Here is a 21,796-nt window from a genome sequence, read left to right on the forward strand (position 1 = left end):
TCTCTTTTGGCAGGCTGTTTGTTATGTCATGTAAGTCGAGATATTATATAAAATGAGATAGTACAAATACAGCTGGTGAATTCCAATAAATAGTGATTTCATTGGTCGCATAACTCTCTATATGATCGATAAATGCTGCCGCTGGTGCTGCTCCCTGAAGCTCCGCTATGGCAATTTCATCTTGTAAATTTTTGTTCGGACCCCCAGATAGCATACCAGGAACAGGATCAACAATACCATCTCCAATTGATGGACGATGATGTGGATTCATTATCGGCTTAGAACCAAATCCTGTGACATAGCTGGTACCCATCACATTGGTGCCAAGTATATAATGCACGTGCTGTGCAACAACAGCTTCATACTGCGAGGTAGAACATAATTTATCCGCAATTAGTAAAAGCATCGCATTGTTCATAACATTCATATTGCTCCCCCACACATAGTGCTCAGGTAACATTGAAATTCCGTATCCATCCTGTTTACTAATCTCCACTAATTGTGTTACTCTTTGTTGTAATCCATTGCGAAGTAGCGCAACAACAGCTTTATCTTGATCATGCTCCGTAAGCAAGTAGCAGATCGTACCGTATCCTCCCATATCAGTCCAACCAAGTTGATAGTGATCGAAATCTTGTTCTCTTACCAAGTCTAGAAAAACTTCATGGTATTTCGCCTCTCCAGTTGTACGATATAATTCAGCTGCCGCCCAATAACGTTCATCATGATCTACTGGATCCCCATATTCACCAGTTTCAACATCAGTTGGATTATGAAAATCAGGATAACTCGGATGCTCTTCAAGCCATTTCCAAGCAAATTTCGCTTGTTGTAAGCAATGTACAGCATAATTTTCATCTATAGATTGATAGATGCGAGCCGCTAATGCTAATGTTGCTGCGAAACTAGCAGTAGCTGTCGCTGATATAGGTGAAGCATATAGTGGAGCAAGATCAGCTTCTGGCATCGTATCGTTTGGTGGAAACTTTAATGTTGTTAATTTGTGATATACACCGCCACTTGCTTGATCTTGCATTCGTAACATCCAATCAAGTTCTACTTTACACTCATGTAGCACGTCATCCATACGATCATTACTTTCTGGTAATGGAATTGGTGTCACAAATGCTTGTGGATACCACTCATAGGCTAGTAGTAAATCAGCGACTGCTTTTCCTGCTGCAACAATGTATTTACCATAATCTCCAGCATCGTGCCAACCACCACATCCATCAAATTGTTGATCTGGGGCGCTATGCACATGGACTAGAGATGTATGACATGGACCATGTTTCCATACTCCGGCATACTGCTCATCTAATTCAACGCCACAGCGTAAATAGTAAAATGCTTTAAGTAAAGCGCGTTGTACATCACAATACACATCGTCTCCAATAATAAATGGGTAGGATTTCACTTCAGGCTCAAATGCTATATAGTAGGTTCCCGGTGTTCTGCACGATGAGAAATCTGCTGTACTAACTACTGTCCCTGATGCTTGGTCATACTTAGCTTCTGTTGTGGTACCTTGGAATACTTTCTCATTGCTATAAAAATCTACTACGTAGAAATCACCTTCAAGCTCTGTAAGTATCGCTTTTTTACTATCTGCTTCTCGATAACCTAATTGATTAATTGCAATAATGGAATGTAATGATGAAGTCATATCAGATCCCCCTAAAATGTTTTATTACTTACTTGACTTAAATAAATCCTTTAGCCAGCATATTCAAATTTGAGAGGTACATCATCTGTCACGTTTATTATAATTTCATACCGTGAACACGTTTTCAATAACACTTATATTCATGCCTATCTATAACAATTTACATGCTCTTTATTCTTCTTGATGATATATTTTCATTGTAGCACAAGCAGTATTTCTTGTAATCATTTCCATATAAAACAAAAGAAAGAGCTACCCACTTAGCGGATTACTCTTTCCTCGTATATCGTATTCGCATTATATTAAATTAGTCATCATAGGACTATTACTTAACACTAATTTGTTTTTCATTATTGTTACGTTCCCCTGCAACACTGGAAGTTATCAATAATACCATTGATAAAATCGCGATGGTTAAGATCGTTATTGCTGTATTTGTATTAAACTGTAATCCGCCAAAGTATAAGACTTCTCGAATACTCGATGTTGCAATTCTAAGTGGAGTCCAATTATATAAATAGGTTACCGTCACATCCGATAAAAACTGCGGTGCGAGATTCATCACTGGCATTGAGAAGAACATTAGTAATACGAGTAAACCCATGGCAGGTAATCCAATCCAGTTTAACAAAGCGGACTGCATATAGAAGAAGCTGTAGGATACAACCGTTAACCATACCCATGTTTCAAAGGATGATGTAAGTTCCATTCCGTACCATGATGAAGCCATCCATACCATCAACGCCGAAGTTATTATTGGTAAAATTAATCCGATAGTTGCTTGTTCTACTCTATTCTTCAATGGATGAATAGCGGTTGCGTTAAATTTACGCAATATGAAAAACAGTGCTGCTGCAGTTATTAAGTTACTGATCCACAACATTTGCGTGAGTAATCCCGGTGCATTACCCATCGCTTGACGCTCACCAATAGGATGAACAATTTGTTCTTCCAACTGAATTGGTGAGATCAACTCTGCTGCAATAGTGGCAGGAATCGCCCCACCAGTTTGTGCACTTACTTGAGTTAGTAATTGTTGTGATAGTTGCTCATTCATGACACCCAATACATTGTGCATTACTTGCTTAATAACGCTTGTTGCTTGTGAATTCATTCCTTCATTGTAAATTGCTTTCATTATAGCTTGCTCTGGAGTAGGCGTTGCTAAAGATAACAGATTAGCACTTAACTCCTTCGGCAATATGATTGCTCCATATACTTCTTGATTATCGAATTGAAGTTGGAGTTCTTCTTCGGAAGTCGCTTGCTGCCACTCGAAAGGTAGCTCAGCATTAGCCTGCCATTGCTGTGCAAGCGTAGCTCCAACATTATAGACACTTCCATCTGGCATTAATACTCCTTCATCAAGTACAATTAGCGCAACCGGAAGCTCTTTTGGCTTAGCATCTGCGATGGAACCAAACATCGCTACTCCAAATATTATCGTCACAACTAGAACAGCTACAATTACGATTGCATAACCTTTATACTTACTTATCTTCATACTGACTCACTCCTTATTTTAATCAACATAGCGTTGAATAATGATTATGTTGTCTATTATAATAAGAGGTAGTAGCAATCACAATAATCAATGTTTAGCTAACTGTTAACTAATCAACAGTGAACAGTTTTTCTGTTCATTAAGATAGTATAAGGAGTGATCAAATGACGATTAGATATGATCGAAGACAAGTGAAAACGAAGCAACAGCTGTTGCAAGCATTACTTACTTGTATAGAGCAGAAAGGTTTGGATCATGTAACTGTAACAGACATTGCGAATGTAGCAGATTTAAATCGTGGTACATTTTATCTGCACTATCAAGATGTTCGTCATATGGTGCAACAGATTATGAATGAAAAGATTGATATATTGACTGAACTTATTAAGCAAGTTGATCCTTATGAGCATGGTCAATATGCTGATCAAAACATTCCATACCCCAGAATCGTTGCCATACTAGAAGAATTAAGTGCGGATCGCCAATTTTATACGACTATATTAGGATCTAAAGGTGATCCTTCGTATGTATTACATCTTAAAAAAATATTAACTGGCGCTTTATATAATAAATTTGAATTACACATTCCTGGTACTTCTTCAGCTCCTGTACCTACACATTATTTACTTGCCTATATGACATCTGCCGCTGTAGGTATGATTATGTATTGGTTAGAGAATAATCTTCCCGAAACCCCAAATGAAATTGGCGCGATGATTATGAATATTGCAAATCATGGTCTAATTGTGTCTTCAGGGATTCGCGAAAAACCACAAAGTCACAAATAGCAAAACATTCTCTACTTTCTATATTGCGGTATACTAAGAAAGTAAATAAAAGATGATTATGCCATTGAGCATTCACTAAAAAGTATGTAACAATAGGTAGTGTACGAGTTGTTATCTCGATATTATGGCAACTCGGTAAAAGCAATTCTATGGATATCTATTTGATTATGCTTCCGATGCTACTTTTTCGTTAGCGGGTAAGTTTGTTAATGTGTGTACAAAAAAGTTTTAGGAGGAATGTAACGATGAGAACAATTAAACTTGGAACATCTGCATTAGAAGTACCTGTAATTGCTGTAGGTTGTATGCGAATCAATTCTCTTGATAAAACTCAAGCTGAACGTTTCGTACAAGGGTCATTAGATTTAGGTGCTAATTTCTTTGATCATGCCGATATTTATGGCGGAGGTCAATGCGAAGAAATCTTTGCAGATGCAATACATATGAGCGACGATGTACGCGAGAAGATCATCTTGCAATCTAAATGTGGTATTCGTAAAGGAATGTTCGACTTCTCGAAAGAACATATTTTAGAATCTGTTGATCAAATATTACAACGTCTTAGAACAGATTACTTAGATATACTACTATTGCATCGTCCAGATACATTAGTAGAACCAGATGAAGTTGCTGAAGCTTTTGATAAACTTGAGAGTAGTGGAAAAGTTCGTCACTTCGGCGTGTCTAATCAAACTCCTATGCAAATTCAACTTTTGAAAAAATCTGTGAAACAACCGCTTGTCGCAAATCAACTGCAACTTAGCATTACGAATGCAACTATGATTGCAAATGGCTTCAATGTAAATATGGGAAACAGTGCAGCAGTTGATCGTGATGGTGGAATTCTAGACTTCTGTCGTTTGAATGATATTACCATCCAACCTTGGTCACCATTCCAATACGGATTCTTTGAAGGTGTTTTCCTTGGCAATGAGAAGTTCCCAGAATTGAACCTAAAAATAGATGAGATTGCTGCAAAATACAATGTAAGCAATACTACAATTGCTATTGCTTGGTTGCTTCGTCATCCGGCTAATATGCAACCAGTAACTGGTACAATGAATCTTGAGCGTCTTGCGGATTGCGCTAAAGCAAGCGACATTAAGCTAACTCGCGAGGAATGGTATGCGATCTTCCTAGCAGCAGGAAATATTTTGCCTTAGTTATGTAGTAGACGAAATAAAAACGATTATACAAAGATAAGCGACATTCTCGGACACATTAATTAAATGTCCTGGAATGCCGCTTCTTTAATTTTTTTGAATTAGCTCCTTTCTCATAAAAATTCCGACAATAGTTGACATTTTTCGAGGTCGATATACAATTAAATTAGAATCTTAATAAAATACAATATTATACACGGAACAACCTTAAACTCATGAATTTCAATAGGAGATGATATTTTGGCCAGTGAAATAGAAAAAAAGGGTAAGAATTGGTTTAAGAGTGTCCTATCAAATCAACACCCAGTGGAGAAGAATCCTATAGACAAACAAGAACTTGTCACTGAATTTCTTTTCGAAGATTCTTCTAAAACAATGGAAGAGTCTGAGCAAATAAATGCAGATATAAATAAACATTTTTTCACTAAAGATAACCAAGATAAAATAGTATTGGATGTCATGGTTTCAATAGAAAACATGCTAAAGGAACGACAATTGCTTTCTTTTAAGAACAGAGGACTTGAGGAACAGTTAATTGCTACAAATGAAACAATTACTCGGTTTAAACACGATCAAATAAAAAAAGATCAACTTCTCCAAGAAAAGCATAAAGAAATCCGTGATTTAGAAAATAACCTAACCAATAAACAAATGAGTTATGATCAGCTCCTCGAAGATTATAAGGAATACCAGCTTACATCAAACATGGAATATGAAAAAATTTCAAATCAACTTGAAATAGAAATATCTAAATACAATAAGCATTCCGAGGAATCCTCAAAAAATCAATATCAGAGCATGTTAAAAGTTAATGAGCTTGAAGATACAATTAGAAGCTTAGAAATCGAAAATCAAAAATATTCCGAACAGTATCAAAAAATTGCTAATGAAAAAGCAGATTTAATGAATACCATCAATGATTTTACCGAGAGAATGTCATTCTCTTTCTCAGCGAAGACTTCCACCTCTAACCCATCACAATCAGAGTAAACGTTTTGTGAAATAATCGCATCTGCTACTAGAGAAAGGGACAACAATGTCAGTAAATTACGTAAAATTACTTGAACTAGTAGCTATAGAAAAGAATAATGAAAAATCATATTTGCGAATAAAATTAACTGGTGAGCAAGAATTTTACGTTTTGTGGGAAATTGACTGCGAAACTGCTGGAAATTTCACAAATATATTTGAAATTGACGGTTATCATAAATATAGATTATCGTTACATACAGCATTTGACACATCCGTAAACCAATTTATTAGCTCATTTACAAAAACATACCGAGATATAAGTGATCGGATATATTTCACATGTTCAAATCAATACAAAAACAGTTTAGAATCTATAAAAAACAGCCAAAGTATTACTGATTTGAATAAGCTACCTTTTATATCTATGGATCTATCCGTACATAATGTCACAACGATTGAAAACATAACCAAAAAAAACATAGTAACTACCACGAAATACTACAATACAATAACAAAATGGGTAATTGCGATGATTAGCGTTGTATTGTTCATAATATTTGTTTACTTAGATCATCATTCAAAAACTACTACAAATAAAAGTACCACTGCAATTGTTTCTAATTCAGGGTTTAAAATGATCACTAATCTTTCAAAAATTGAAAGAAGTAATGTTATCTCCACTATTACAATAGAAAATGTTGATACTAAGCCGTCTGGTCTTCCTTATATAACAATTGTTGATTCCTTAACATACAGTATTCCGGAAGGATACGTCGCTCTTACATTTGATGATGGTCCTTCTAAGTACACAATGGCAATTACCGATATATTAAAGCAATATGAGGTCGGTGGTACTTTTTTTTTCTTGGGAATTAACGCCAAAAAACTTCCTGACCATGTCCGATATGTACAATCAAATGGTTATTCTATTGGTAGTCATTCTATGGACCATTCTGAAATGACGAAGCTCTCCATTGAAGCACAAAAAAATCAACTTTTACAGTCTTCTAAGATAATCGAGGATATTACGAAGGAAGAAGTAGTCCTCTTTAGACCACCGTATGGAGACGTAAATGAACAAGTAGAAGATATAATATATAATAACGAATTCAAAATAGTACTTTGGAATAGGGATTCTGAAGACTGGAAAACTAATGATTCTAATAAGATATTCAAATATGTACGTGACACTGATGTATCTGGATCAATCATCATTTTTCACGAATCTAAATCTGTTATTGATGCTTTACCGAAAATAATAGAAAATTTACAAGAACGAAATTTGAAAATTGTCAATTTACATTAAACTAATTATAGTAAAAGTAATAGGTCCTCTAGACGATTAACTATTTCGTTTTCGTTTAGTTGATCTTTATTTTTATCTACTGAGTAGATTCAGAAAATTGAATTGATTGGATTTTTTCAGTGGATGAATCAAACTGGATTGATACATAAACCTCAAACTCTTTGCCCTCTTTGTTTCTAATCCATAGTTTAAATTTCTCTTCACACTTATATGTTGTTAAATCTTTACGACCGATGTATTTATAATCAATAATGTCTGCGCTGTAACGTTTTTGTGTCGCGTCTACTGCTATACTACCCCATTTTGCGTATTCAGGCTCAGCTTCTACTGAGACTGCGAACATAATTAATAGAGTTAATAATGATATCATTAATTTTCTCATAATAACCACCTATCTAGAGAATATACTAATAATATCTCCTCTATTATCCCGACCTATTCCTTAACAAATCTGAATTGATTATTCATCCCTATAATCTTCATTTGTTCAGTTAATGAGTCAATTACAAGTATAGAATTAACATTTTCTTCATTTATAATCGATAATTCTGTACTAACACTTCGACTTTCCCCTTGAACAATTCTTCACGAATTATACAGTATTTCTCTAGACTCTTCGTTTTCTACTCTATGAGAATGATTGAGAAATTCCTCTAACCTTCCAGCTATATTCTTCCCAAGAACGGAAATAAACTCTAAACCAGATTGATTTCGTCTTTGCTCTTGTTTGATAGAGTGCTTGTTGTCATAAAACATATAAAAATTATACGTGATAGATGCTACTAAAAGTAGTACGAGAAGATTTCTCATCTTATTTTTCATCACTCTACTCACCCTCTTCCCAAATCATATTATTCTTAAAATAAAAAATAAGTGTTGAGGATTACTATCTTCGTTTTCTCCAAATCAAGACAACTATTATACCAAGTACTACAATCCCAACAGCTATTACCCAAACATATAAAGAAGTACGCTCAATTCCCTCATCAACATTTACTTGTTCTATTGGTAATTTACCTTCGCCTAAGTCAACTAAATCTCTCTTAAGATTTACTTGTTCCATGGGTAATTTACCTTCACCTAATATTGTTAGATCCTCTTCCGCTTGAGCTAATATATTCGTTCGATCACACATTATGGAAACAAGTTGCTCTTTTTCTCCATACATAGTAGATAAACTGGCATATACTAAATATTCCTTACCTTCTTCAAAGTGATATCCGCAATCACCGCCACCGCCTCCAGTATGAATAATAATTTGAGACTCTGATCCTCCCTTCCATATCTCACTAACTTCGAATAATGCAGATTTCGTCATATATCCATTCAAGTTTTTAACTTCTTTAACTTCAAGTACACGACCAGAAAAAACTGCTTCAGACCGATTAAGTTCTTCTTCGACAGTTAAAGGTTCGGCACAAGAACAAGCATATACACTCGAAGGAGCAACTATAGTCACCATACTTACAATGAAACAGATGAGTAGAACCAAATTTATTTTTCTTTTCATCATAATCCCCCCTTATCTTAATATTAGTAATGCCTCACTTACTAAACGTTTTTAACAGAACTTATGTTACAATTTTATCCAATTATAAATGAAGGATTATTTCCACTAAACTTCCATTAAAGTTGTCTCGAGGATCTATTTATTTTACAATGAGATTATCTAAAGGGGGTCGGTAGTGATGGTAAATCAAGTTGCCGGGATGAGCAACGACTCATGCAAAGCCTGATGTAGGGGCGATACTTTGTGTGGGGGTGGACGGTTCATTTAACTTTCGCTCTATATCGTTTCTAAGAATCGGTTTTGCACCTTATTGAATTTTCGATTATATCATAAGGGGCTGAAAAGCATGAGCAATACATTCATTAGAAACCATCAATACAATCTGATTAAGAAGCAAGTAAGTTTGCTACAAAATGCCTATAATACGGCAAACAATCAGAAAGTCATACAGTCAGTCCGAGAACAAGCTCAAGTTACTGTTTTAGAGACTTGTCCGGTAACCAACGAGCAACAACTGCAATCTCTCAATGCAATTTCTACAATTAACTCAACAACTGAATTTCAATCGTACTTGAATTCACTTGAACCTTATGTAGAGGAATTCCCTAAATTAACGGATATCCAGTTGAAGAAGCTGTTTCCAAAAATCAAAAAACTGAAGACGCCGAATTGGGCGGAGCTTGATTACCGCTATGTCACCTATCTCGGTTGGACTGATATCGCTACGAACAAAATGTTTCTCATTTATCGTCTAGATAATCAAATTGTCGGAATAGAAGGAAGGTTTACTCCCACACATAAAAAAGGCGTATGCTTTCTATGTAATAAGCATGAGAAGGTAGCTTTATTCACCTCGGTTATTAAGGCAAAGCCGGCAAAAGCATCTCCGGATTATTATAAGGCGATGGGTAACTATATGTGTGTGAACAGTAATACTTGCAACCATAATATTACGAATGTAACTGTATTAGACAAATTTTTCCGAGATGTCTTAGGAAAATTATAATTAGATTAGAAATACTGCCGAATATTCGGCAGTATTTTTTTTTACAAACATGCTGTCTAATAACTTAAGAAAACGACAGTCGAATATCCGACTGTCGTTACAATATTATTAGCGTCGTTTCCAGTTGTTTTTCACAAAAATAAGAACAATAATTAACAAGAATGCCCCGACGATATACCATACAACTTTTTTCCAATTAAATAGTGCACCTGCATATTCCCCATTGTAGTCCGCTTTTACAAATGATCCATCATTCACCTTTATTGCAATTGCATCTTTGATGTCAACGCCTTTAATATTGTAATATTCCGTACCTTTGGGATAGTGATTCGAAAAATTACCCCAGTATGTGCCTTCCTCGTCTGAATACGATGTAACTTTCCCAATTTTAGAACCGATTTGATCTGTTTCTATTGAATTGTCCGTAATGATATAGGATTCACCATCATTCACAACAAATCTGTGAGCCCAATCCGCATAAATTGACTCTGTTCCAAAAAAAGTGCTTGCCAGCCAAAGTGAAATTAGTAAAAACAGAGCTTTCTTCAAACTATCCCTCCTTGTTTCTTCCATTCATTAGCCGATAATAGAGATGTATTGTTGCACTTTGACTAGTACAGAAAATAAACCAAATTTACACCCAGTATTAGCACAATAAGTGAAACAATATATTCTCTTGTGCCCTTAAGAAACTTCCAATCTATAAATGTCTGAAATCCCAGTGCCATTATTATAAATATGATAATAAACCTCTTCATAACATCGCCATATAATTCATCTAAACTAAACAAAATAATTACGGTAATAAAACCAATGGTTACAAGTATAATCTTACCCCACATATTAACTTTCTTACCCGCTTCAGTAAGTTCTTCTCTATCAGTATCAACAATCTCTTTTCTTAAAATCCAATGCGTGAGAGTGAGGAATAAAGATATTAATAAAATAGTAGTCACTGTTAGGTCTCCTCTTGTAGTAAAAAGTCTTAGTACGTAATAAATAGTCTATGTTAAACAATATATTCCAAATCTAACAACTTTCATTTGGTTTTGCAATGACATCTCTATTCTTTTAATACTCCTGTATATAAGTTATCTTTACCTAGAGTTATCTCTATCGTATTACTCCCAAGCTTAATTTTATCTTTGAATGCAGTTATCTCAATTTCTGCATTGGTCGCTGCTGGTTGTTGCGAGGCATCCTTTAACAAAGGCGACCAGTATATCGTTTCACCGGGCTTAACAGTTGCTCCGTTATTAAGGTATGTTATTTGAGATTCAGCTCTATTCCATAGTAACAATTGACCATCAGTATATTTTAATTTAATTATATCCGCATCTTCACTTGCAATAGTAACAGGTAACCCAGGAACACTACTCTCTCATTATGATGATTAGGAAGAGGCACTTCCTCATAAGTTGTAAACCATTTCTTCCATGGACTTCTGATTATATCTTTACAAGTATTTATCGTTACTCGTATAACCCAAGCCTTCTCATGCTCAGCATCTTTAAAAGTTTGCGAGTGTTTGAATAGCTTAATATATACCTCCTGACACGCATCCTGTGCATCAGCCAAGTTTCCTAGGTGAGATAATGCCAAACGTAGAACCATATCAGCGTACTTGTTGACCAATATTTCCATGATTTCATGTTTACTCATGCCATCCATCTGTTACCCCTCACCTTCTTCTACATGTAACACGTACTAAAACAGAAAAATGTTTCAATCCGTTTTATTTACTTTTCAAATCTGTTGTAAATCTAATAAATATTATCCTCTATATATCTTCTTAATTAAATTGAAAATGCCGAGTCAAGGGAGTTATTACGTTCCCCTCTACTCGGCATTTCACATTCTATTTCAATTACTCTTCACTAGATCGACGCTTACTTGCTTTTCCCATTAAAGACATAATAGCAGGCATAAATGCTGGCAACATAATGAGACTTAATATTATTAATCCAAATATAACCATAATAGCTACTTCAATTAATGTATATATTCCTGATGGAATTAGCGCGGCAAATGTTCCACCAAGAATAACCGCAGCCGAGATAACGACACCTCCGATATTACGCGCGGCAACAAGTATCGCATCTTTCTCAATATGTTGTACTTCACGATAACGCATCATAAGGAATATACTATAATCTACGCCAAGCGCAACAATCATAATAAATCCGAAGAATGGTACGTTCCAACCAACAGCTTCAACCTTTAAGATCTCTGTAGTTACTAATTCCGTAAGTCCAAGTGATACGAGATAAGTTATCAATAAGGAAGCTACAATAATGAGCGAGCTCCACAACGATCTTGTTATAAATAGTAATACAATGCCTATTCCAATTAGCATCATAACCGCTGTTCGATTCAGATCGGAGCTTGAAATTTGTTGAAGATCTACATTTTGTGCTGACTTTCCACCAAGTGCATACTCTCCATCTTGTAATATGCTGCCCTCAATAGATGCTTGAAGCTGCTTATTCACATTTTGTACGATAGTAATCGCTTCTTTGCTATATGGATTGACTGACAGTACAATATTCATCGTTACATACTTACGATCATCGGACATATACATATCCATCGATTGCTGGAATTCATCGCTTGCAATAATGTCGTCAGGAATATAAAATTTCTGAGCAGCTGATGAACCACTTAAACCAATTAAATAGTTTTGAGCTTCCGTCAATCCTTCACTGATCTGGTCTAATCCATTCGTACTTTCGGATAAGCCACTTTGTAACTCTGTCATCTGTTCAACAAGACCAGTTAATTTAGCTAATACTTCACGTTGTCCATCATTAATCTGTCCAATACCCGATGCAAGTTCTCCACTTTTCCCAGCGATCTCGGCTGAACCTTGTGAACCTTCTTCTAAACCTTTGCTTAAACGATCTGATCCTGCGATAAGTGCGGTAACACCGTCATTCATTAATCCAAACGCACCGTTCACTGCGAGCAATGATTCATTCGCTGTCGCTAATGCCGACATCGCTGCTACATGTTGTGAACTAAATTGATCAAGACCAGTAACTAATTCGGACAGTTGTGTCTGTGCTGAAGCCGCTATTGCGAGCGTCGTCTGAATACTCGCATGATTCACTAGCTCTGGTTGTTCTTCGATAAGCAGATTCATGCTCTGCTCGATTTGCTTATAACCTTCAATAGTACCGTTAATCGCTTGCTTAATCGCTGTAAATTGATTTCCATATAAATTCAATCCTGAATATAATTCCGAGTATCCATCATACAAACGAGATACACCTGTAGAAAGCTCTGTAATATTACCCTGTAACGTTGTCAGCCCTGTTGCTAGTTCATCTGCTCCTGTAGCACCACTCTTTATTCCGTCTGACAGTTGCTCTAGTACATTGCCTAATTGTGTTGCCCCTGCTTGAACTGTGCTTGTTCCGTCAATTAGTTGTTGTATACTATTTAGATCATTGGTGTCCTGACCAGCTAACTGATCCTCTACACCTTTAAATCCATCATTAATTGTATTAACTCCATCTGATACTTCATTCAATCCTGAATTAAGTTCGCTTGTTTGATCACTAATATATAATTCATTAATTTTTTCACCTTCAGGCCGCGTAACGGTAAATATATTCGATACGCCATCTACGTTTAATAAAGAAGCCGCTAATTCATCAATAGCTTGCAAATCTAATGTATTATCGAGCTCACGATCCATCTTCAATACTAACGATGTAGGTGATGAGAAACCTGCAGAATAATGCTCTTCAATTACATTAATCCCTTGCTTGGAGCGGAAATGATCTTCAACTTCAATAAGATCGTTATAGCTTAATACTCTACTGTATGACAACGCGATAGGAATACATAATGCCAGAATAAGAACTAATGTAATAATTGGTCGCATAACTGAAAACTTAGATAACATTGCCCATAAACGACTATCACTATGTCCTTCGAACTTTTTCACCGGCCAGAACATTTTTTTGCCCATAATCGCCATAAAGAATGGATTTAACGTAAGTAGTACGAGAATTAGTACAGCAACACCTATAGCTACTGCTGAACTTGAACGATACACTTGGAATTCCGCGAATATTAGCGTAATAAAACCTATAAATACAGCCAATCCACTATATACTACTGTTTTTCCCGCTGTTTGGTACGTAGTTTTAATAGCTTCCAGAACATTGTTGGATCGACTGAGTTCTTCTTTGAATCGTGTAAATAATAGTATATTGTAGTCCGTACCAATCCCGAATAAGATAACGACTAGAAATACTTGTGTGAAATTAGAGAACGGATAATTAAAATGATCTACTAACTGAGCAACAATACCCATCGATACAAGATACGATACACCTACCGATAGTAATGAGATAAGTGGAACGATTGGTGAACGGAATACAATAATAAGAACAATAAGTATAAATACGATGGCAATAACTTCTGTTCGTTGAATACCTTCTTGCAACGATTGTACAAAATCTTCTAATACTAATCCTGTACCCGTTAAATATGTTTCTATTCCTTCTTGATCAACCACTTCATTCAAACGATCCGCGATCTCCGTAATCGTTCCACTGTCCTGACTTACCGCAATTTGCATCAAGATCGTAGTTCCATCCTCAGAGGCTAATTGCTTCTCCGCAGCTTCATGATCAAGATGCGTAGTCATCTCCACTATGCCGAGCTTACTACTTTCAGTCTTTAATTGCCCAATAATACTTTCGACTTGAGTAAGTTGTGCTGTGGATAAAGCTTCATTCGTACCACTATTAAATACGGCAATAATATCATACGATGGATTATCTTTATCCTGCATCTCATTCATTAGCTGTGCTGCAAATTCACTTTGTGCAGAATCTGGTATCGTTATTTGACCTTTCTCTCTCACCAACTGATCCATATTCGGCATCATCAAGAGCACAAGTATTGTAATAACAATCCAGCTTACTAAACTTATCGATCTAGCGTTTAACCATTTCTTCACTCTAACTCCTCCTAAAACTGTTTGTAACTTCCTTAACTACTTCTTAGTAACAAAAAGTCACATCGAGAGCACAACTTTTTAGGAATGAATATTCATTCCTTCTCTGTAATAGAACCTATAGTAGGTTCAGTTTATTAATTGCTATTTTTTATAGCGTCCCAACAACTCTCTTCAGCATGTGTGAACAACTCATCATTATTTTGTAATATGCCAACACGAATAAGTTTGAATAGCTGGACAAACGCTCCCCATACCATGCCAATTAATGCATTCACATTAAAGTCTCTGATGATTCCCTCTTTCTTACCATATTCAAGTACTTCGCGAAATACGTTAAGCATTGTGTTAAATTCATGTGAACTTTTTTCATCTAAATAAAGAGCACCACAATGAGAGTCTATAAACAATACTGCATCAAGATGATCACTGGAAAAAGAGATTAGTCTCTTAAATATCCAACTGAATTGTTCTCTAAGTGGCAACCGATTCTCTTCTTCACCCATCACAATACTACTGGCTAAATTACCAACCCATTGCTGGAATAGGTCATTTACTAGTTGCTCTTTACTTTCAAAATAACGATAAATCGTTCCTGCACCTACATTGGCTTGCTCAGCAATCATCGGTACAGTCGTTCCATCGTATCCTCTACTAGCAAATAAATTCAAAGCTGCGCTGAGTATATCTTCACGCTTATTGTTAGCCATAACTTTCTCCTTACAAACGGAATGAATATTCATTCATTATATTACAACAACTAGTTTAGCTTTGCAACTATGTATGATGAATTGCAAAGCTCAAGATCTAAATCCGCGGTTGTACCGAATTTAGATCTTGAGTACCGCTCTGTTATCTTAAACCTTCTATACTCTATAAACCCTCTATATCTGCTACCTAAACTTCATCCCATTGTCATTGATAATTTGGACTTTTAGATGCAACTAATTTAAATAATATTGTAATAACTATATCTTTTCGGCTAAGATGCTTTACGCCATAGCAACGGCATGCTTTCGTTCATTTTTCTCCGAGTCATCTGAATGAGCATTCGCCAATTCAAATGGAAGACATAGCGGCACTCCAGTTCTAGGATCAGCAATAATATCAGCTTCGATACCAAATACTGCCCTTAATACATCCTTTGTCACCACTTCATCTGGTGATCCCTCACTAATAACTTCTCCCTGCCTAATCGCTACAATATGCTGTGCATAGCGAGTAGCATGATTAAGGTCATGGACAACCATAACAATCGTTCTACCTTCTTCTGCATTCAATTGTTGTAGCAACTTAAGTACCTCTAATTGATGTGCCATATCTAGATAAGTTGTCGGTTCATCAAGAAATAACATGTCAGTTCCTTGCGCAAGAGCCATAGCAATCCAAGCTCTTTGACGTTGGCCGCCCGACAATTGATCGATTGGTCTATTGTGAAACTCTAGCATTCCCGTCACTTCGATTGCCCAATGAATAATTTCCTTGTCTTCCTTAGTAAGCGAGCCAAATCCCTTTTGATATGGGAAACGTCCATATGAAATTAACTCAGACACAGTAAGACCATCAGGTGCTACTGGATTTTGTGGAAGAATAGCTAGATGTTTTGCTACTTCTTTTGTAGACATGCCGTGAATAGATTTACCATCAAGATAGACCATTCCTGCTTTTGGCTTCAACATACGAGCCACTGCCTTTAATATTGTTGATTTTCCAGAACCATTAGCTCCTATCAAAGCAGTTATTTTACCTTTTGGAATGACAATGTTAAGATCATCCACGATAACACGCTCGGAATATGCAATATGAAGATGCTCTGTATATAATCGTTCCATAATGCGGCTCACTCCTTTAGCAACAAATATTATATTATTTCGTTAGAAGCTCTTTCATAAGCTCCTTATTTTTCTTTTTGAAGAGCTCATTATGTGAAGACACCATACCATTTGCTCTTGCGTCAGGTGTAATAAATTGCTTTGCTTTGTTAATCGCATTGGCAGCATCTTGGAATGCCCCAGCAATAAGATGCAACTTACCCTCATGATGCAATATATCACCAGCTGCATAAATTCCTGCAATAGAAGTTTCACTCATCGGAGTTCCTGCAATCCAGTAGTCTTCCTCAAGTTCGATTTTCAGCTCGCTTTGCTTCAGTAATTCCATCTCACGCTCATAACCATGGTTAATAATAACTTCGTCGACTGCCAGTTCTAGTTGCTCATTATCATCGTTTTTCTTTAATATGACACGTTCTATAGATTCATGATCATCAGAAGCTACCAAAGTTTCAATTGTTGTATTAAGCAACAGCTCTGCAGAACTATTACGAAGTCGCGATATTTCTGCCTCATGGCCTTTAAGCATGTCACTACGATAGGTTAGATATACCTTTTCGGCAATAGGTTCAAGCTCATTGGCCCAATCTATTGCTGCATTTCCTCCGCCGGAAATGAGTACGATCTTATTCTTGAAATAGGCAAGAGATTTGACTGTATAGTGTAAATTCGTCACCTCAAACCGTTCAGCACCTTCAATATTAAGTTTAGTAGGTTTCAATATTCCTCCGCCCACCGCAAATATTATTGTTTTTGAATAATGCTTCTCTCCACTTGCCGTTAGTAGTTCAAATATGCCATCCTCTGCTCTCGATACAGAGATCACTTTCTGTCCAAGTACAACCTCAGGATCAAATGTTCTAGCCTGTGATTCCAACTGTTCGATTAATTGTGCGCCAGGAGTAGGTTTCAACCCACCTACATCCCATATCATTTTTTCTGGATAGATATGAACCTTGCCACCAAGATGAGGCTGAAATTCGATAATTTTAATAGATAGCTCTCGCAAACCACCATAAAAGGCTGCGTATAATCCTGCTGGCCCTCCACCCACAATAGTTACATCAAGTATGTGTCTATTTTCCATTGTATGTTCTCCTTCTATATTAAGATTTGGATTTTGCTAACTGATATAAGAAATATGGTGCTCCTAGAACGGCTACAACAATTCCTGTTGGTATCTCAGATGGTTGCAAGATTACGCGACCGACGGTATCCGATACAAGCATAAGTAAGCTTCCTACAAGTGCCGAAGTAGGAATAAGAAATTGATGTTTTGGGCCAACAATTCGTTTAGCCAGATGAGGTCCAATTAAACCTACAAAACCTATCCCCCCGCTTACTGCTACAGAGGCACCAGAAAGTCCAACCGCAATAGCTAGTAATATTATTCTTTCCTTCTCAATAGGAGCACCTAGCCCTGTTGCCGTCTGATCACCTAAACTCAATATGTTCATTATTTTTGCCTTATACATAGCTAGTGGTATTAATATTACAATCCATGGAAGAAGGGAGAGTACATAACTCCAGTTCGCTCCCCATATACTCCCTGCTAACCATGTGGCAACCATTTGATATTTATCCGGATTTAGCCTCAACGTCAATACGATCATAACTGAACTAATACCTGCCGCAACTGCAATTCCCGTTAGTATTAGTCTAATCGGCGAGATCCCCTCATTCTTCTTGTAAGATAGCATGTAAATTAAAGATGCTGTTGCACCTGCTCCTATTAGTGCAAGTACAGGTACTAGAAAAATTGAACCTATTGTAGCTGTTGTAAAGAATGAAATATAGAGCATAACCATTAACCCTGCACCTGCGTTAATACCTAGAATACCTGGATCTGCTAGTGCATTACGCGAAATACCTTGAAGAATACAACCTGATACTGCAAGCCCCGCACCTACTAGCATTGAAATGACAATACGAGGTAATCTGAATTCAAATAATATAGTGGATTGTTGTTTCGTTCCGTATCCAAATAGTGTTTTAAATACCGTCATTGGTCCTAACTTCATATGTCCACTGTTCATACTAATGACGAAAGCTATAATAATTAGAAGAATCATAATACCTATAACAATGTAGGATTTTTTCTTTCTCTGCCTAGAAGCAACAAATATAGGTGAGTGTTCCATCTATAACTCCCTCCTCTCTTTACGAGCAAGATATAGGAAGAAGGGAACACCTATTATGGCAATAAGTGCTCCAATTGGTGTCTCATACGGGGGATTAATCATTCTTGCGCATAGGTCAGCAAGGACAACTAGCAGACTACCAAGAATTGCGGAGCAAGGGATAATCCATTTGTAATCGACACCTACTAGATAGCGTGTTAGATGAGGGATAATAAGTCCAATAAAACCTACTGAGCCTACTACTGAAACCGCAGAACCAGCTAGAATAAGCACCACTATTACTCCTACAAACTTAACGAGTTTCGTTCTTTGCCCTAATCCAGCAGCAATATCTTCTCCTAGACTTAGTAGAGATATCGATCTGGAAAGAATCATCGCTGTAATTAATGCACCTATAACCCACGGTAGCATTATTTTCAGTTGATACCACTTCGTTCCTGCAACACCGCCTGCATAAAAATATGCTAGATCAAGCCCAATTTTAAAGTAAAGAGCTATTCCTTGACTTAGAGCAATAAGCAGTGCACTTACTGCTGCACCAGCGAGAACTAGCCTTATAGGAGTAAGTCCACCTACAGCAAGAGACCCAACGCCAAATACGATAATTGCTCCCATTGCTGCTCCGATAAAAGAGTATATAATAAGCATCGAGAACGAAAGTCCCGGAAAAAATGCAAAGCAAAGTGCAATAACAAATCCAGAACCAGCATTAATGCCAAGCAAACCTGAATCTGCCATTGGATTGCGCGTCATTCCCTGCATAATTGCTCCTGCTACCGCAAAGCTTGCACCAATCATTGCGCCTCCTATAACACGTGGAAGACGCAATTCTTGAATAATATTATGTTCCGTTATGTTCGGATTAAATTGAAATATTGCTTCCCACACTAACGACAAAGGAATCTTTGCTGCACCAAATGAAACAGACACAGCCATACTTATTAGCAATGCCGCAAAACCTCCAATTAATATAAGTGTTGCAGTAATTGGACGGGTTCTAAGTTTCACAGGTGATGTAGTTATCATATTGTTAGATTCCTGTATAGCTGCCATCTTACTCTCCCTATCTGTATATTTATCGTTTACGGCTTTTTGTGTGAACTTAACGGAATTTCATTACGCACCGAATTGAGCCTGATGTAGTCGACTATAAATTCCTTCCGATTGTAATAATTCTGCATGTCGTCCTTCTTCAGCAATTCCTTGCTCTGCTACAACAATAATGCGGTCAGCATTTTTGATTGTCGCTAGACGATGAGCAATTACAAGCGTTGTACGCCCTTCAGACAATTCTTCTAGCGCAGATTGAATTGCTGTTTCTGTTTCTGTATCTAGTGCAGAAGTTGCCTCATCTAGAATAAGAATTCGAGGATTTTTCAAGAACATTCGAGCAATCGATAACCGTTGCTTCTGCCCACCGGACAGTTTCACTCCCCGTTCACCAATCAAAGTATCCAATCCTTCGGGCATTGACTCAATCGTATCCACTAATTGTGCACGACGAGCTGCTTCACATATTTCTTCCTCGTTAGCATGTAACTTACCGTAAGCAATATTTTCACGAATAGAACCATCGAATAAGAACACATCTTGTTGTACGATTCCGATGTGAGAACGTAAAGAATGAAGTGTAAGATCCCTAATATCCAATCCATCTATTGTTATAGAACCTTCAGTAACATCATAAAAACGTGGAAGTAATGAACAAAGTGTAGTCTTTCCACCACCAGATGGACCGACAAGTGCAACAGTTTCTCCCGCTACAACATTAAGGTTAATATTTTTCAGTACAGGCTCCTTTTCATCATAGGTAAAGCTTACATTAGAGAATGATATATCTCCTTTAATCTGATCTAGATGAACCGCATTCGGCTTGTCATCTACATCTGGTACAGTCTCTAGCAGTTCCAAAAATCTACGGAAGCCAGCAATCCCTTTCGGGTATGTTTCAATAACAGAATTTATTTGTTTAATTGGTCCTAAGAAAACATTCGATAACATAACAAACGCAATAAATTCACCGTAGCTCATTTGCTTATTTAGAACAAACCATGTACCGAAGATCAACACAAAGATCGATACAAACTTCATCAGAACAAAGCTGAATGATGAGTTCCAAGCCATAATACGATAAGCAATTAATTTGGAAATTCTGAATCGATTGTTGTTATCAGCGAATTTCGCAATTTCATAGTCTTCATTAGAAAAAGCTTGAACAACACGAATACCGCTAATATTATTTTCAACCCTTGCATTGTAATCTGCGACATCTGAGAACATACGAGAAAATGCTCTAGACATTTTTTTACTGAAATAAAGCGATAGATAGATCATTAACGGCACGATGATAAAGGTAAGTACAGCAAGCTGCCAATTAATGCCGAGCATAATAGCAAATGCTCCAGTCAGCGTCATAATAGCAACAAACAAATCCTCTGGTCCATGGTGTGCAATTTCACCGATATCCATTAAATCATTAGTCATTCTAGAAACTAAATGTCCCGTCTTATTATTATCGAAAAAACGGAATGAAAGCTTTTGAACTCGATTGAATAGTTGCTTTCTCATATCCGTCTCGATATTTATTCCGAGCATATGTCCCCAGTATGTAACAACAAAATGTAAAACCGAGCTAATAATATAGATAACTAGTAATCCAATACAAGCATATAAAATCCAATTCCAATTACCACTTGGTAGTAAGTTATCAACTACACGGTTAACTGCAATTGGAAATGCCAACTCCAACAAAGCTGCCAATATCGCGCAGCCAAAATCAAGAATAAATAACTTCTTATAAGGACGATAGTATTCAAAAAACCGACGAAGCATCTTGTTCCTCCTTGAGCTAGTAATATTTTACGATGAAACCTAAACTTTTATGATAACGATTCTCATTATCAAGTATATAAAAAACTATAAATCATAATGAATGT

20 protein-coding genes are annotated in these 21,796 nt (G+C 36.6%); 5 read left to right on the plus strand and 15 right to left on the minus strand.

Going from position 1 to position 21,796, the window contains the following annotated elements; genetic code table 11:
- Positions 1–43: 43 nt before the first annotated feature.
- The gene (locus tag NAG76_05245) at positions 44–1,666 is read right to left on the minus strand and encodes a glycoside hydrolase family 9 protein (protein ID URN95651.1); all 1,623 of its coding nucleotides are present in this window, start codon (positions 1,664–1,666) and stop codon (positions 44–46) included.
- 325 nt (positions 1,667–1,991) lie between these two features.
- Entirely contained in the window at positions 1,992–3,170 is a 1,179-nt protein-coding gene (locus NAG76_05250; GenBank protein ID URN95652.1) for a DUF3533 domain-containing protein, read from the minus strand.
- A 164-nt stretch (positions 3,171–3,334) separates the two neighbouring features.
- Between NAG76_05250 and NAG76_05255 the strand changes: the two genes are divergently transcribed.
- The 4 genes from NAG76_05255 (at position 3,335) to NAG76_05270 (ending at position 7,399) form a co-directional block, all read left to right on the plus strand.
- On the plus strand, positions 3,335–3,958 hold the full coding sequence (locus NAG76_05255) for a TetR/AcrR family transcriptional regulator C-terminal domain-containing protein (GenBank protein ID URN95653.1): 624 nt from the start codon (positions 3,335–3,337) through the stop codon (positions 3,956–3,958).
- 245 nt (positions 3,959–4,203) lie between these two features.
- Positions 4,204–5,121 (plus strand): aldo/keto reductase family oxidoreductase, encoded by a 918-nt coding sequence (locus NAG76_05260; protein URN95654.1) that lies wholly within the window; start codon positions 4,204–4,206, stop codon positions 5,119–5,121.
- A gap of 240 nt (positions 5,122–5,361) precedes the next feature.
- Positions 5,362–6,111 (plus strand): hypothetical protein, encoded by a 750-nt coding sequence (locus NAG76_05265; GenBank protein ID URN95655.1) that lies wholly within the window; start codon positions 5,362–5,364, stop codon positions 6,109–6,111.
- A gap of 46 nt (positions 6,112–6,157) precedes the next feature.
- A complete protein-coding gene (locus NAG76_05270; GenBank protein URN95656.1) occupies positions 6,158–7,399 on the plus strand; it encodes a polysaccharide deacetylase family protein in 1,242 nt (413 codons plus the stop codon).
- A gap of 76 nt (positions 7,400–7,475) precedes the next feature.
- On the opposite strand, the gene NAG76_05275 is transcribed toward NAG76_05270, so the two are convergent.
- Positions 7,476–7,781 (minus strand): YqzG/YhdC family protein, encoded by a 306-nt coding sequence (locus tag NAG76_05275; protein ID URN95657.1) that lies wholly within the window; start codon positions 7,779–7,781, stop codon positions 7,476–7,478.
- A 504-nt stretch (positions 7,782–8,285) separates the two neighbouring features.
- Positions 8,286–8,909: a hypothetical protein gene (locus NAG76_05280; protein ID URN95658.1), complete on the minus strand. Its 624-nt coding sequence runs from the start codon at positions 8,907–8,909 to the stop codon at positions 8,286–8,288.
- A gap of 346 nt (positions 8,910–9,255) precedes the next feature.
- Between NAG76_05280 and NAG76_05285 the strand changes: the two genes are divergently transcribed.
- Positions 9,256–9,915 carry a FusB/FusC family EF-G-binding protein gene (locus NAG76_05285; protein URN95659.1) on the plus strand — a complete coding sequence of 220 codons (660 nt, stop codon included), beginning with the start codon at positions 9,256–9,258 and terminating at the stop codon, positions 9,913–9,915.
- Positions 9,916–10,023: 108 nt separating this feature from the next.
- Here NAG76_05285 and NAG76_05290 read toward each other — a convergent pair whose 3' ends face one another.
- From NAG76_05290 to NAG76_05340, 11 genes are all read right to left on the minus strand, one after another.
- Positions 10,024–10,464 carry a hypothetical protein gene (locus tag NAG76_05290; protein URN95660.1) on the minus strand — a complete coding sequence of 147 codons (441 nt, stop codon included), beginning with the start codon at positions 10,462–10,464 and terminating at the stop codon, positions 10,024–10,026.
- A 62-nt stretch (positions 10,465–10,526) separates the two neighbouring features.
- Positions 10,527–10,871 (minus strand): DUF4181 domain-containing protein, encoded by a 345-nt coding sequence (locus tag NAG76_05295; GenBank protein ID URN95661.1) that lies wholly within the window; start codon positions 10,869–10,871, stop codon positions 10,527–10,529.
- Between the two features lie 107 nt (positions 10,872–10,978).
- Positions 10,979–11,215, minus strand: coding sequence for a hypothetical protein (locus NAG76_05300; protein ID URN95662.1), 237 nt, complete (start codon positions 11,213–11,215; stop codon positions 10,979–10,981).
- Between the two features lie 26 nt (positions 11,216–11,241).
- On the minus strand, positions 11,242–11,586 hold the full coding sequence (locus NAG76_05305; protein URN95663.1) for an RNA polymerase sigma factor: 345 nt from the start codon (positions 11,584–11,586) through the stop codon (positions 11,242–11,244).
- Between the two features lie 196 nt (positions 11,587–11,782).
- Positions 11,783–14,890 carry an MMPL family transporter gene (locus tag NAG76_05310; GenBank protein URN95664.1) on the minus strand — a complete coding sequence of 1,036 codons (3,108 nt, stop codon included), beginning with the start codon at positions 14,888–14,890 and terminating at the stop codon, positions 11,783–11,785.
- Between the two features lie 134 nt (positions 14,891–15,024).
- Positions 15,025–15,597, minus strand: coding sequence for a TetR family transcriptional regulator (locus NAG76_05315; GenBank protein URN95665.1), 573 nt, complete (start codon positions 15,595–15,597; stop codon positions 15,025–15,027).
- Positions 15,598–15,879: 282 nt separating this feature from the next.
- Positions 15,880–16,719 carry an ABC transporter ATP-binding protein gene (locus NAG76_05320; GenBank protein ID URN95666.1) on the minus strand — a complete coding sequence of 280 codons (840 nt, stop codon included), beginning with the start codon at positions 16,717–16,719 and terminating at the stop codon, positions 15,880–15,882.
- 34 nt (positions 16,720–16,753) lie between these two features.
- Entirely contained in the window at positions 16,754–17,806 is a 1,053-nt protein-coding gene (locus NAG76_05325; GenBank protein ID URN95667.1) for an NAD(P)/FAD-dependent oxidoreductase, read from the minus strand.
- Between the two features lie 19 nt (positions 17,807–17,825).
- Complete coding sequence (locus NAG76_05330; protein ID URN95668.1) at positions 17,826–18,860, minus strand: iron ABC transporter permease; 1,035 nt, start codon at positions 18,858–18,860, stop codon at positions 17,826–17,828.
- Complete coding sequence (locus NAG76_05335) at positions 18,861–19,913, minus strand: iron ABC transporter permease (GenBank protein URN95669.1); 1,053 nt, start codon at positions 19,911–19,913, stop codon at positions 18,861–18,863. It lies immediately after the preceding gene.
- Between the two features lie 63 nt (positions 19,914–19,976).
- On the minus strand, positions 19,977–21,692 hold the full coding sequence (locus tag NAG76_05340; GenBank protein URN95670.1) for an ABC transporter ATP-binding protein/permease: 1,716 nt from the start codon (positions 21,690–21,692) through the stop codon (positions 19,977–19,979).
- Between the last annotated feature and the right edge of the window lie 104 nt (positions 21,693–21,796).

The organism is Candidatus Pristimantibacillus lignocellulolyticus, from assembly GCA_023639215.1.
Classification (GTDB): Bacteria; Bacillota; Bacilli; order Paenibacillales; family Paenibacillaceae; genus Pristimantibacillus; species Pristimantibacillus lignocellulolyticus.